The organism is Hymenobacter profundi (genome assembly GCF_019334315.1).
In the GTDB taxonomy this organism is placed as follows: Bacteria; Bacteroidota; Bacteroidia; order Cytophagales; family Hymenobacteraceae; genus Hymenobacter; species Hymenobacter profundi.
Genome location: NZ_JAHWGL010000015.1, coordinates 39,311 through 52,139, shown reverse-complemented (window position 1 = coordinate 52,139; position 12,829 = coordinate 39,311). Strand labels below are relative to the sequence as shown.

General features: G+C 56.3%; 13 protein-coding genes. 9 read left to right on the top strand and 4 right to left on the bottom strand.

Features of this window, described 5'->3' with window-relative positions:
• Positions 1–95 precede the first annotated feature (95 nt).
• Together KYK14_RS06180 and KYK14_RS06175 are read left to right on the top strand one after the other, a co-directional pair.
• Entirely contained in the window at positions 96–1,385 is a 1,290-nt protein-coding gene (locus KYK14_RS06180) for a Glu/Leu/Phe/Val family dehydrogenase (RefSeq protein WP_219157850.1), read from the top strand.
• Positions 1,386–1,764: 379 nt separating this feature from the next.
• Positions 1,765–2,448 (top strand): phosphatidylserine decarboxylase family protein, encoded by a 684-nt coding sequence (locus KYK14_RS06175; protein ID WP_185281929.1) that lies wholly within the window; start codon positions 1,765–1,767, stop codon positions 2,446–2,448.
• A 133-nt stretch (positions 2,449–2,581) separates the two neighbouring features.
• Here the strand turns inward: KYK14_RS06175 and KYK14_RS06170 are convergent, their stop codons facing one another.
• The 4 genes from KYK14_RS06170 to ribD all read right to left on the bottom strand — a co-directional run bounded on the left by KYK14_RS06170 (position 2,582) and on the right by ribD (position 5,251).
• Entirely contained in the window at positions 2,582–2,827 is a 246-nt protein-coding gene (locus tag KYK14_RS06170) for a hypothetical protein (RefSeq protein WP_219157848.1), read from the bottom strand.
• Positions 2,805–3,515, bottom strand: a complete 711-nt coding sequence (locus KYK14_RS06165) for a carboxypeptidase-like regulatory domain-containing protein (protein ID WP_219157846.1) — start codon at positions 3,513–3,515, stop codon at positions 2,805–2,807. Before KYK14_RS06165 ends, KYK14_RS06170 begins: the two co-directional genes overlap by 23 nt.
• An 86-nt stretch (positions 3,516–3,601) precedes the next feature.
• Complete coding sequence (locus tag KYK14_RS06160) at positions 3,602–4,084, bottom strand: GAF domain-containing protein (protein ID WP_219157845.1); 483 nt, start codon at positions 4,082–4,084, stop codon at positions 3,602–3,604.
• 87 nt (positions 4,085–4,171) lie between these two features.
• On the bottom strand, positions 4,172–5,251 hold the full coding sequence (gene ribD, locus KYK14_RS06155; protein ID WP_219157843.1) for a bifunctional diaminohydroxyphosphoribosylaminopyrimidine deaminase/5-amino-6-(5-phosphoribosylamino)uracil reductase RibD: 1,080 nt from the start codon (positions 5,249–5,251) through the stop codon (positions 4,172–4,174).
• 143 nt (positions 5,252–5,394) lie between these two features.
• On the opposite strand from ribD, the gene prmC reads away from it, so the two are divergent.
• From prmC to rfbA, 7 genes are all read left to right on the top strand, one after another.
• Positions 5,395–6,279 carry a peptide chain release factor N(5)-glutamine methyltransferase gene (gene prmC / locus KYK14_RS06150; protein WP_219157842.1) on the top strand — a complete coding sequence of 295 codons (885 nt, stop codon included), beginning with the start codon at positions 5,395–5,397 and terminating at the stop codon, positions 6,277–6,279.
• A 60-nt stretch (positions 6,280–6,339) separates the two neighbouring features.
• Positions 6,340–6,945 (top strand): acyltransferase, encoded by a 606-nt coding sequence (locus KYK14_RS06145; RefSeq protein ID WP_219157839.1) that lies wholly within the window; start codon positions 6,340–6,342, stop codon positions 6,943–6,945.
• 24 nt (positions 6,946–6,969) lie between these two features.
• Positions 6,970–8,265, top strand: coding sequence for a nucleotide sugar dehydrogenase (locus KYK14_RS06140; RefSeq protein ID WP_208308789.1), 1,296 nt, complete (start codon positions 6,970–6,972; stop codon positions 8,263–8,265).
• A 132-nt stretch (positions 8,266–8,397) separates the two neighbouring features.
• Positions 8,398–9,420, top strand: coding sequence for a UDP-glucose 4-epimerase GalE (gene galE / locus KYK14_RS06135; protein WP_219157837.1), 1,023 nt, complete (start codon positions 8,398–8,400; stop codon positions 9,418–9,420).
• Between the two features lie 108 nt (positions 9,421–9,528).
• Positions 9,529–10,581 (top strand): dTDP-glucose 4,6-dehydratase, encoded by a 1,053-nt coding sequence (rfbB, locus tag KYK14_RS06130; RefSeq protein ID WP_185281938.1) that lies wholly within the window; start codon positions 9,529–9,531, stop codon positions 10,579–10,581.
• 97 nt (positions 10,582–10,678) lie between these two features.
• On the top strand, positions 10,679–11,686 hold the full coding sequence (locus KYK14_RS06125) for an SDR family oxidoreductase (RefSeq protein WP_185281939.1): 1,008 nt from the start codon (positions 10,679–10,681) through the stop codon (positions 11,684–11,686).
• 106 nt (positions 11,687–11,792) lie between these two features.
• Positions 11,793–12,659 carry a glucose-1-phosphate thymidylyltransferase RfbA gene (gene rfbA / locus KYK14_RS06120; RefSeq protein WP_185281940.1) on the top strand — a complete coding sequence of 289 codons (867 nt, stop codon included), beginning with the start codon at positions 11,793–11,795 and terminating at the stop codon, positions 12,657–12,659.
• The last annotated feature ends 170 nt before the right edge of the window (positions 12,660–12,829 follow it).

Below are 12,829 nucleotides of genomic sequence, written 5' to 3'. Positions count from 1 at the left end.
TACCTTTGCGGCCTTATTGTTGCCCCGTGTCGTCTCAGCCCCCAGCAACGAGGCGTCACGTTTTCCTACCCACCCACCCTTTTTCCCCACCCCCCATGGCAGTTCTGACCACGGTGTACAAAGAGCCGGCCCCGATTGTGGACCGCGAAAATCCGCTTGAGTCCATGATGTCGCGCTTCAACGTAGCGGCCAATATCCTCGGGCTCGACGAACAAACTTATAACGTGCTGAAAGCGCCTGATAAGCAGGTGATTGTCAGTATCCCTGTCACGATGGATAACGGACAGGTGCGCGTGTTTGAAGGCTACCGCGTGGTGCACAACACCATTCTGGGTCCCAGCAAAGGCGGCATCCGCTACGACATGCACGTGCACCTTGATGAGGTGAAGGCCCTGGCCGCCTGGATGACCTGGAAATGCGCCGTGGTAGACATTCCGTATGGTGGTGCCAAAGGCGGTATCATCTGCGACCCGACTACCATGAGCGCCGGCGAAATCGAGCGCCTCACCCGCGGCTACACGCTGGCCCTGAAAGACGTTTTCGGCCCCGATAAAGACATTCCAGCCCCCGATATGGGCACTGGCCCCCGCGAAATGGCTTGGCTGATGGACGAATACTCCAAGACCTCCGGCAAAACCTCGCCGGCCGTGGTTACGGGCAAGCCCCTGGTGCTGGGTGGCTCGTTGGGTAGGGTAGAGGCCACCGGCCGTGGCGTAATGGTATCGGCTGTTGCAGCACTGAGTAAGCTGGGCATGAAGCCCGAAAACACCACCGCCGTTGTGCAGGGTTTCGGCAACGTTGGCTCGTGGGCCGCGAAGCTGCTCAACGAGAAAGGCGTGAAAATCAAAGGTGTAAGCGACATCAGCGGCGCCTATTGGAATGAAGACGGCATCGACATCGACGAGGCCATTGCCTACAAAAACGCGCACAATGGTCGTTTGGCAGGCTTCACGGGCGCTACCCCTATGGACCCCGATGACTTGCTAATTTCGGATGTAGATATGCTGGTGCCTGCCGCCGTAGAGGACGTCATCACCGAGCACAACGCCCACGATATCAAGGCCAAGTTGATTGTGGAAGGCGCCAACGGCCCTACTTCCGCCTCCGCCGACCCCATTATCAATGAGAAAGGAATCTTGGTAGTACCCGATATTCTGGCCAACTCCGGCGGCGTCACGGTTTCCTACTTCGAGTGGATTCAGAACCGCCAGGGCTACAAGTGGAGCGAGCAGATGGTGATTGAACGCGCCAGCCGCATCATGACCGAAGCCTTCGAAAAAGTATACGCCGTGGCGCAGAAGCACGAAGTACCCATGCGTATTGCAGCCTACGTGGTAGCCATTGACAAGGTAGCGCAAACGTATAAATTCCGCGGCGCGTACTAAGGTATAGCCGTTTAAAACCAGAACGTCATTCCGAACTAGTCGAGGAATCTCGCGTGCTGAGGTAGGATACTATCTTTTGTCAGCGCGCGAGATTCCTCGACCAGTTCGGAATGACGTTCTGGTTTTAAGTTTTCTTGCTTGAGTAGCCTCTACGAATAGAGACGCAACCTTCGACGACGCGCCGCCGTCCCTATAGCCACACGTTTATATTTGTGTGTAAGAATAGCCCGGACCACTTCGGTCGGGCTATCTTTGTGAAGGATTTAGCCTATTTTGCCTCATTCTCTCGTTTTCCACCCAAAACACCCGCTGCCCGCCTTTATTGGTCTACTGACGCCGACGCTGCGAAATCAGGCCAATCTGCAAAATCTGCGATGATATGAAGATTCACAAAGAAGGACGACGCATACTATTCTTCACCTTGTTGGCCTTGCTGGCCGTCAACCTGTTGCTCTTCCGCGTGAACGAGCGTCACCTGCTGTTCAACCAGATTTTTGCGGGTATCTCCGTTATTGTATTCCTGTTGCTGCTGCAATTCTTCCGCAGCCCCTTCCGCAACTTGCTCACCCACGAAGACCTACTCATTGCTCCCGCCGACGGCAAGGTAGTGGTGATTGAGGACGTGCACGAGGGCGAGTACTTCGACGACATGCGCAAGCAAATCAGCATTTTCATGTCGCCCATCAACGTGCACATCACCCGCAATCCTATTTCGGGCATCGTGCGCTACTTCCGCTACCACCCCGGCAACTACTTGGTGGCGTGGCACCCCAAGAGCAGCACCAAAAACGAGCGTACCACCGTGGTGGTAGAGTCCGATGCCGGACCGTTTGTGCTGTTCCGGCAGATTGCGGGCGCCATGGCCCGCCGCATTGTATGGTACGTGAACGAAGGCGATGAGGTAAACCAGGGCGAGGAGTTCGGCTTCATCAAGTTCGGCTCCCGCGTCGACATCTTCGTGCCGCTGGATACGGAGCTGAAGGTAGGGCTGGGCGAAAAGGTGAAAGGCGGCCAAACGGTCATTGCGCAATTGAAGGTAGCGCAGCCGGGCTTGTTTAGCTAACGCGTAGAACGCCATGCTGAGCCTGTTGAAGCATCTCTACTGCTTCGTATGCTAGCAACTTATTATCCACAGTAGCTTTATCTGTGTAACAAAAGCGCCGCAGCTTCTTCAGGAGGCTGTGGCGCTTTTGTTATTAGGGCTGAATAACGGATTGAATGGCTGGCTCATTGAACACAAGGCGTTTGCCGGGCGCCACGAGAGGACGTATTTGCTGCCATGGGTAGCCAGTACTCAGGTACCAAGCGGCTTCTTGAGCCTTTTCTCGATGGTAGCCGCCCAAACTCTGCCCGTAGTGCGTGGTTACTTTACGCTCCTTGGTAGCAGGGTTCACCTCCGTGGTCTGGCAGAGGTAGCGGTCATCGGTGTGCAGCCATTCCATAGCCACAAAGAAGCCAGCAGTCGCGGTCGGAAGATTGAAAGAAGTGAGGTCTACAGTCAGCCACCCCGGCTTCTGCGCAGTAGACATGACGGTTTCCGTAAGCAGGTCGGTGCCCGGTGCGCCGGCAGGACCATCCGCAGCATACACGCACCCGGAAGGGCGCTTGCAATAGCTGGCGGGCGCAATGACTGGTAGTACTGGGCTTCACGTAAAACCGTACTGCTGTCAGTTGGCCAGTGGGCGGCTGCGCAAAAAAGCGAGCAACCTGCCAGCCTGTGCCCTTACCTGTAGTCAGTCCACTTTGCCCAAAGCCACCACTGCTTCCAACTTTCTCCTGCGGTCCCAGTACCACTGGTGCCGCCTTGGTGCCGTGCACCACTACCTCGCGCAGGGTAATGGGTAGGGGCTGCAACATAATTCGCGAAGCGGCCGACATGGCCACGCGCCGCCGCTGGTAGCCCAGCGCCGAGACAGTCAGCGAGTCGGATGAGGTGAGGCCAAAAGGTAAGGAAAGCGAAAGATAACCCTCCTGGTCGGCCTGCACGCCAAGGTGGCGAGTAGGGATTTCGACTACGGCAAACGGTATCTTTTCAGCGGTACCAGCTGCTTGCACCGTGCCTGTGACTATGCTAGGTGCTTGCGCGCAGGCGAGAGTCGGAATAAGGAGTAGTAGAAGGACACGACGCATACGTTTTCTTTCAGAATACGATAAACCTCTGCTAGAAAGTACACCGACAGTTCACCCAGATTCCTCGCTGTGCTCGGAATGACAGATTAAAACCACCCAGCTGCCAGCTGCATCAGCTGCTCCAGCGCCTGTTGGTCGTCTTGATCGAAGTCGTTAAGCTGGTCGCTGTCCACGTCGAGCACGGCTACTACGTGGCCGTCTTTCAGTATGGGCACTACGATTTCGGATTTAGAATCGGAACTGCACGCGATGTGGCCGGGAAACTGCTCCACGTCGGGCACCAGTAGTGTTTTGGCTTCGGCCCAGCTACTGCCGCACACGCCCTTGCCGCGCCGGATGCGCGTGCAAGCAATGGGCCCCTGAAACGGCCCCAGCACCAGCTCGTCGCCTTTGACTAGGTAGAACCCCACCCAGAAAAACCCGAAGGCCTGGCGCAGGGCGGCGGCCGTGTTGGCGAGGTTGGCAGTCAGGTCCGGCTCGCCAGTAGTTAGGGCTTCGATTTGGGGTAGGAGTTGGCGGTATTGCTCCGCTTTGCTGAGGGTAGTATCAAGGTGAAGTTCTTCAGCCACAGTTGGAAGTGTTAAGTGTTGAATTGTGAATGGATAGGCAGGCTGACTATGCTCTGCGAACCTCAGCGCCTATGCGAGAAACAACGTTCAGGCATTTGGCTCTCGCAAATAAACGAACACTTCATCGTCGCCCAGCCAAAATTGCTCGTGCAGCCCCACAAAACCCAGGCGCGGAGCCGCCACGCCGGCTCCCAACTGCTTCGGACTGCGTATTACCCGGATTTCGTCCCACAGGCCATCCTGCAACAACGATTCCAGCACCGTGGGGCCGCCCTCCACCAGCACCGACTGCACGTTGCGCTGGTACAGGTTCTGCATAATCTGCGGAAACAGGTCGTCGGCCTCGGAAAGCGTCACGTAGCCGAGGTTGCCTCGCGTGTCGCGGTGGCGGTAGGTATACACCAGGGTAGACTGCTGACAGTCAAGTAGATGGTGGGTAGGAGGTAAGCTCAGGTTTTTGTCGATGACAATGCGCAACGGGTCTTGGCCGGGCCAGTGCCGCACGTTTAGCCGGGGGTTGTCGTGCAAAGCTGTGCGTGTGCCTACCAAAATGGCCTGCTCCTCGGCCCGCCACTGGTGCACGGCCAGACCCGCCAGCTCCCCGCTGATTTGCACCGGTTGGTGAAAGCGCCCGGCCAGGAAGCCATCGGCCGTTTCGGCCCATTTCAGCACCACATAAGGCCGTTTCTGCTCCTGAAACGTGAAGAAACGCCGGTTCAGTCGGCGCCCTTGCTCGGCTAGCAAGCCCGCGCTAACGTGGATGCCGGCTGCCTCCAGCTTGGCCACGCCCTTGCCCGCTACCAGCGGATTAGGGTCGAGGTTGCAAATCACTACCTCCGGAATGCCTTTGGCAATGAGCAAATCGGCGCAGGGCGGCGTTTTGCCAAAATGCGAGCAGGGTTCCAGCGTGACGTAGGCGCGGCTCTGTGGGAGCAAGTGTGGCTCCGTAACGGAGGCCACCGCATTTACCTCGGCGTGCGGCCCGCCGTATTGCCGGTGCCAACCCTCGCCAATAATGCGGCCGTTGTGGGTGATAACGCAGCCCACCAGCGGGTTTGGGCGGGTGTAGCCGGTGCCCAGGCGCGCCAAGTCCAGCGCCCGGCGCATCATCAGGTGGTCAAAGTCTGTGAAAGGTGGAGAAGTAGCAGATACTGCCTGAGTGGTCATGAGCAACAGGGTGGGTAGTGGCAAACAGGGCGGGGAGAACAGAAGCAAGGTAGGCAGATCCGGCCGGAGATGCTACCGTTGAGCTTGGTGGCCTCCCGGTTTGATTTCAGATATTTGCGCTCGTCCCACTGCGTATTCTGCCTGTGCCTACTCCCACCGTCCGTCAACTCACCCTCGACCTCACGGCCCAACTTGCGGCCCTGTATCCCGCGCCCGAAGCCGAGGCTATGGCCGCGCTGGTGGTAGAAAGCCTGCTGCACCTTAGCCCCTTGCAGCGCCGAATGCAAGCTGAGTCGCCAGTACCCGCCGCTGTGGCCGAGCAAGTGCCTACCCTACTGGCCCGCCTGCTCCGCCACGAGCCTGTGCAGTACGTGCTGGGCCAGGCGCATTTCTACGATCTGGAGTTGGCCGTGACGCCCGCTACCCTCATTCCGCGCCCCGAGACCGAGGAGTTGGTCCAACTCATCATCCGGGCTCATCAGCGGCAGCCGGGTTTGCGGATTCTGGATGTGGGCACGGGTAGCGGCTGCATTCCTGTGGCACTCAGCCAGCATTTGCCCGGCGCCTACCTCACGGCGGTAGATATTTCGGCGGAAGCCCTGGCCGTAGCGCGTCAGAATGCCGCTACCTATCAAGCTGCTATTGACTTTCAGCAAGTAGATATCCTGCATAATTTGCCGAAAGTAGAAGCGCATTCTCTGGATGTGCTGGTCAGCAATCCGCCCTATGTATTGGAGAAAGAGAAAACCTTGATGCGGCCCAACGTGCTGGCGCATGAGCCCGCCACAGCCCTGTTCGTTCCCGACCATGACCCGCTGCTATTCTACCACCGTCTGGCCGAGGTAGGGTGCCAACTGCTCCGTCCCGGCGGCATGTTGTATGTAGAAGGCAACGAGCAGTATATGCACGCCGTGGCCGCCGCGCTGGCCGCCGTAGCCTATCAACAAGCCCACGTACACGCCGATTTGTTCGGTAAAGACCGATTTGTGAGTGCCGTAGCACCAGCCACGTGGCCCGGTTTGTGCTGAGCGGCCCACGAAAACCGCTACCTTTGCCGCCTGCTATCCTGCGCTTCTCTTTCCCCTGGCATGATCGATCAGCCTGACTACTACGCCCACCCTACCGCCGTCCTCGACGACGGGTGTCGCGTGGGCGCCGGCTGCCGCATCTGGCACTTCACGCATATATCGGCCGGGGCAGTGCTGGGCGAGGCCTGTAGCCTGGGCCAAAACGTGTTTGTTGCCGATGGCGTGACGCTGGGACGCAACGTGAAGGTGCAGAACAACGTGAGCCTCTACGCCGGCGTGCAGTGCGCCGACGACGTGTTTCTGGGACCATCGGTGGTGTTCACCAACGTCAAAAATCCGCGGAGCGCTGTGCCCCGCCGCGGCGAGTCCCACTACCTACCCACCGTGCTGGAGCGCGGCGTAACGGTAGGTGCTAATAGCACCATTGTATGCGGCTTGCGATTGGGCCGCTATGCGTTTGTGGGCGCGGGAAGCGTCGTCACGCACAATGTGCCTGCGTTTGCTCTGGTATATGGCAATCCGGCCCGGCAACACGGTTGGATGAGTGCCCACGGCCACCAGTTGTATTTTGATCAAAGCGGTTTTGCCCGGTGCCCCGAGTCTTTTCAGGGCTATGAGTTGAATGAGGCCAAAACGGAAGTTTGGGCCGAAGACTATTCCGACTAATTCACTACTTAATATTCCTCAAGAGTGTACGACGAACTACTCCGTAAAGAAGCTAAGCTGGCCGTTATAGGCCTCGGCTACGTAGGGTTGCCCATCGCGCTGGAGTTTGCCCGCAAGCTCAGTGTAATTGGTTTTGATATCAATGCCGGTCGCGTGGAGATGATGCGCAACGGCATCGACCCCAGTGGGGAGTTGGAGACGCAGGATTTTGAGGGCTGCGACATCACCTTCACCGATTCGCTGGATGTGTTGCGCGAGGCTCGCTTCTTCATCGTGGCCGTGCCTACCCCCATTGACGAGCACGCCCAACCCGACCTCAAGCCCCTGCTGGGCGCTTCTACCTCAGTAGGAAAAGTGCTGAAAAAGGGTGATTATGTGGTGTTTGAAAGCACCGTGTACCCTGGCTGCACCGAGGAGGATTGCATTCCGGTGATGGAGAAGCTGTCGGGACTATCGTTTCCGCAGGATTTCAAGGTAGGCTACTCGCCTGAGCGCATCAACCCCGGCGACAAGGAGCACACCCTGGCCCGTATCGTGAAGGTGGTATCAGGCTGCGACGCGGAATCGTTGGATACCATTGCCAAGCTCTATGAGCTGGTGGTAACTGCCGGTGTGCACCGCGCTAGCAGCATCAAGGTAGCCGAGGCCGCCAAAATCATCGAAAACACCCAGCGCGACGTGAATATTGCGCTGATGAACGAGCTGTCGATGATTTTCGACCGCATGAACATCAACACCTACGAGGTGCTGGAAGCGGCCGGCACCAAGTGGAACTTTCTGAAGTTCTTCCCCGGCCTGGTGGGCGGCCATTGCATCGGCGTGGACCCGTACTACCTGACCTACAAGGCCAAAGAGCTGGGCTACGATGCCAAGGTTATCCTGAGCGGCCGCACCACCAACGATACGATGGGCGCTTACATCGCGCGCAAAACCGTGCAGATGATGATCAAGCAGGGCAAGGACGTGTCGAAAAGCCGGGTGCTGGTGATGGGCGCTACCTTCAAGGAAAACGTGGAAGACATCCGCAACTCCAAGGTAGCCGACGTCATTCAGGAGTTGAAAAACTTCTCGGTGAACGTAGACATCGTAGACCCGCACGCCGACTCCGAAGAGCTGAACCACGAATACGGCTTCCGCCTCACACCCGAAGCCGAGGTACGCCAGGACTACGACGGCGTGATTGTGGCCGTTAGCCACACCCCCTACCTCGCCAAAGACGAAGCCTATTTCCAGTCCATCACCGCCGACAACGCTGTGCTGGTCGACATCAAAGGCCTCTACCGCAATAAAATTCAGGAACTCACTTACTGGAGCCTTTAAGGTGAGATAGTGAGTAGTGAAAAGGTGAGTTTAACGTTTTACTTATGTAAGTTAAACGGCTAGTCTTGCCAACAGAGTATACTCACTGAAACATCAAACGCACCATTTCACCACTCACCATTTCACCATTATATGCGCACCAAAATACTCGTAACGGGCGGCGCGGGCTACATTGGCTCGCATGCGGTAGTAGAGTTGTACAATGCCGGCTATCAGCCGATTATCGTCGATGACTTTAGCAATTCGCAAGAGTCGGTGCTGGATGGCATCCAGTCGATTCTAGGGGTAGCCATTCCCAGCTACCGCATCGACTGTGGCGATGCTGCCGCTCTGCGCGATGTATTCAACCGGGAGAAGGATATGCAAGGCATTATTCACTTTGCGGCGTTCAAAGCTGTAGGCGAGTCGGTGCAGAAGCCTTTGGCCTACTACCACAACAACGTGGGCTCCCTGGTGACGCTGCTGCAGGTGATGGCCGAGTTTGGGCTCAGCAACCTGGTGTTTTCGTCGTCTTGCACCGTGTATGGTGTGCCCGACGAGCTGCCCGTGACAGAGCAAACGCCCCGCAAGCCTGCTAACTCTCCCTACGGCAATACCAAGAAAATCTGCGAAGACATCTTGACCGATACAGCGGCTGCGCCGGGTAGCACGTTGCGCACCATTCTGTTGCGTTACTTCAACCCCATCGGTGCGCACGAGTCGGCTAAGATAGGCGAGCTGCCGCTGGGCGTGCCCAACAATCTGGTGCCATTCATCACCCAAACCGCTGCCGGCATCCGCGAGAAGCTCACGATTTTTGGCGACACCTACGACACGCCCGACGGCACCAACATCCGCGACTATGTGCATGTGGTGGACCTAGCTAAGGCGCACGTGGTAGCTGTGCAACGCTTGCTGGATGGCACCAGCGACAACGTGGAAACCTTTAACGTGGGTACCGGCCGCGGCAACTCTGTGCTGGAGGTGGTGAAGACGTTTGAAGAGGCTACTGGCGTGAAGCTGAACTACACCATTGGCCCCGCCCGTGCCGGCGACGTGCCTGCCATTTACGCCGATGTAACGAAAGCCACTAACGAGCTGGGGTTCCAAACCACTGCTACTCTAGCTGAGGCCCTGGCTAGCTCGTGGAAATGGCAGCAAAGCTTAATGGGTTGATTTGTTAATGTGCTCATGCGCTGATTGTCGTTTATACACGAAGAATCGGCCAGGAGTATATCAAATGAAGTAGCATATCAACACATCAAAAATCAGTATATCAAGTACATGAAGATTATTATCACCGGCGGAGCTGGATTCATTGGGTCGCACGTAGTACGGCTGTTCGTAAACAAGTACCCAGAGTATCAGATTCTGAACCTGGACGCGTTAACCTACGCTGGCAATCTGGAAAACCTGCGCGATATTGAGGACAAACCCAATTATCGCCTAGTGAAAGGCGACATCACGGACCAAGCTTTTGTAGACCATCTGTTTGCTACCGAGGAGCCTGATGCCGTGATTCACCTCGCCGCTGAGTCGCACGTAGACCGCAGCATCACCGACCCGCTGGCCTTCGTGAAAACCAATGTGTTGGGTACAGTGCATTTGCTAAACGCGGCCAAAAATCTCTGGAAACCGAAAGGCTACGAAGGCAACGTGTTCTACCACGTGAGCACCGACGAGGTGTACGGTTCGCTGGAAATGGGTCCGGAGATGTTCACCGAAGAGACATCTTACGACCCTCGCTCGCCTTACTCAGCCAGCAAGGCGTCGTCGGACCACTTTGTGCGGGCTTGGCACCACACCTACCATATGCCGGTGAAGCTGAGCAACTGCTCCAACAACTATGGCCCCAACCATTTCCCCGAGAAGCTGATTCCGCTGGCTATCCATCGCATCCGTACCGGGCAGCCGGTGCCTGTGTACGGCAAAGGCGAAAACGTACGCGACTGGCTATTCGTGAAAGATCACGCCACTGCCATCGACGCCGTATTCCACCAAGGGAAGGTAGGCGAAACCTACAACATTGGAGGCGTGAACGAGTGGCAAAACATCGAGCTGATCAATCTACTCTGCGACACGCTGGATGAGAAAACCGGCAAGCCGCAGGGCACATCGCGCCAGCTCATCACCTTCGTAACCGACCGTGCTGGCCACGACCTGCGCTACGCCATCGACAGCTCCAAAATTATGAATGAGCTGGGCTGGAAACCTTCTGTAACGTTTGAGCAGGGCCTGAGCCAAACGGTGGACTGGTACCTCGAAAACCAGGAATGGCTCGACCATGTGACCAGCGGCGCATACCAGGACTACTACCTGAAGCAGTATACGCGGTAGGGGCACCTTGCGGGCGCCCGTCGTTGAACGATTTTCGTTGAGCGACGCCTACCTTATCGTTCAACGACGGGCGCCCGCAAGGCGCCTCTACGACCTTATGTACGAAACTCCTTTCCATACCCAGCCGCTCGATACTCTGGCCTTCCTCGTAACAGGTGGCGCTGGGTTTATCGGCTCCAATCTGGTAGAATACTTACTAAAGTACGGCGCCAAAGAGGTGCGTGTGCTGGATAATTTCTCTAACGGCTTCCGTAAGAATGTGGCGCTGTTTCAGGATAATCCTGCTTTGCGTGTCATTGAAGGCGATATTCGCGACCCAGAAACCTGCCGCGACGCCTGCCAGGGTATTGATATAGTGCTCCACCAGGCAGCGCTTGGTTCGGTACCGCGCTCTATTAACGACCCCATCACGAGCAACGACGTGAACGTGGGTGGCTTTGTGAATATGCTGGTAGCTGCCAAAGAGGCTAATGTGAAGCGCTTTGTGTACGCGGCGTCGTCGTCGACTTATGGGGACCATAAGGCCCTACCCAAGATAGAAGACCGCATCGGTAAGCCCCTCTCGCCTTACGCCGTCACTAAATACGTGAACGAGCTGTACGCTGATGTATTTGGCAAAACCTACGGAATGGAGCTGATAGGCTTGCGCTACTTCAACATCTTCGGCCCACGCCAGGACCCCAACGGAGCGTATGCCGCCGTAATTCCGCTGTTTATTGATGCCGTATTGGAGGCTCGTCCACCCCGCATGAATGGCGACGGTGGCCAAACCCGCGACTTCACTTTTGTGGAAAACTGTGTGCAGGCCAATATCAAGGCTGCGCTGGTCGATAATAAAGAGGCTGTAAACCAGGTCTATAATATTGCTGTAGCCGACCGCACTTCCTTGAATGATCTATTCAACATTCTGAAGGAAGAAGCTGGCTCCAATATTACTCCTGAGTATGGCCCCGACCGCATCGGCGACATCCGCGATTCGCTGGCCGACATCAGCAAAGCCCAAACGTTACTCGGTTATGATCCAAAGATTCGTATTCGAGAAGGTTTGCAGCAGACGTTAGCGTGGTTTAGAACGCACCAAGAGTTTATTGCAGAACGGTCGTAGGGACGCGTTGCACGCGCACGTCGTTGCACGAAATCGTTGAACGATGACCAATGATTTATCAACAACACCAGTAACAATGAGCGCCTGCAAGGCGCCCCTACCTACTATGAAAGGCATTATCCTCGCCGGCGGCTCCGGCACTCGTCTGCACCCGCTCACGCTGGCTGTTTCCAAACAGCTGATGCCAGTGTATGATAAGCCCATGATTTACTACCCCTTGTCGGTGCTAATGATGGCCGGAATTCGGGAAATTCTGATTATCACCACGCCTCACGACCAGGCCCAGTTCAAAAAATTGCTCGGCGACGGCCAGAGCATTGGCTGCCGTTTCGAGTACGTGGTGCAGGAGGTGCCCAACGGATTAGCGCAGGCGTTTGTGCTGGGGGCTGATTTTATCGGGGATGACAAGGTAGCCTTGGTACTAGGCGATAATATCTTCTATGGTGAAGGCATGGAAGAGCTGTTGAAATCGAACAATAGCCCCGATGGCGGCGTGGTGTATGCCTATCACGTGCACGACCCCGAGCGCTACGGAGTGGTAGAGTTCGACGAAAACAAAAAGGCCCTCAGCATTGAGGAAAAGCCAGCCAATCCAAAGAGCAACTACGCCGTGCCTGGCCTCTATTTCTACGACAACGACGTAGTGGAAATCGCCAAAAACCTGGAGCCTAGTCCTCGTGGTGAGTACGAAATCACCGATGTGAACCAAGAGTACCTGCGGCGCGGTAAGCTACAGGTAGGTATCCTGGGCCGCGGCACCGCTTGGCTCGACACGGGCACCTTCGAGAGCTTGATGCAGGCAGGCGAGTTTGTACGTGTGATTGAGCAACGCCAAGGCCTGAAGGTGGGCGCTATCGAAGAGGTAGCTTATCGCCAAGGTTTTATCGATGCTGAACAACTGCGTACTATTGCTACTCCGTTGCGCAAGAGCGGCTACGGCGACTACTTGCTTAACCTGCCAGAGCTACTGTAGTCCTGCGCCCTGTGTGAAGTAAAAACTTCCGCTTACTACCGCATTATGTGGCAGCAAGCGGAAGTTTTTTTCATATCTAGGAGGATTTCATGCAAGCTGATAGTATCTACCTGCTTGTAGCGCTTTTACTTCTATAAACATAGATCCAACGATACTCGGAATTAACTCAA

What these genes read in the sequence shown, in the direction of transcription:
- KYK14_RS06170 (WP_219157848.1), bottom strand. Translation starts at nt 2,827, where the DNA reads ATGGAATGGCTGCACACCGATGACCGCTACCTCTGCCAGACCACGGAG.
- KYK14_RS06165 (WP_219157846.1), bottom strand. Translation starts at nt 3,515, where the DNA reads ATGCGTCGTGTCCTTCTACTACTCCTTATTCCGACTCTCGCCTGCGCG.
- rfbB (WP_185281938.1), top strand. Translation starts at nt 9,529, where the DNA reads ATGAAGATTATTATCACCGGCGGAGCTGGATTCATTGGGTCGCACGTA.
- KYK14_RS06180 (WP_219157850.1), top strand. Translation starts at nt 96, where the DNA reads ATGGCAGTTCTGACCACGGTGTACAAAGAGCCGGCCCCGATTGTGGAC.
- ribD (WP_219157843.1), bottom strand. Translation starts at nt 5,251, where the DNA reads ATGACCACTCAGGCAGTATCTGCTACTTCTCCACCTTTCACAGACTTT.
- galE (WP_219157837.1), top strand. Translation starts at nt 8,398, where the DNA reads ATGCGCACCAAAATACTCGTAACGGGCGGCGCGGGCTACATTGGCTCG.
- KYK14_RS06175 (WP_185281929.1), top strand. Translation starts at nt 1,765, where the DNA reads ATGAAGATTCACAAAGAAGGACGACGCATACTATTCTTCACCTTGTTG.
- KYK14_RS06125 (WP_185281939.1), top strand. Translation starts at nt 10,679, where the DNA reads ATGTACGAAACTCCTTTCCATACCCAGCCGCTCGATACTCTGGCCTTC.
- KYK14_RS06145 (WP_219157839.1), top strand. Translation starts at nt 6,340, where the DNA reads ATGATCGATCAGCCTGACTACTACGCCCACCCTACCGCCGTCCTCGAC.
- rfbA (WP_185281940.1), top strand. Translation starts at nt 11,793, where the DNA reads ATGAAAGGCATTATCCTCGCCGGCGGCTCCGGCACTCGTCTGCACCCG.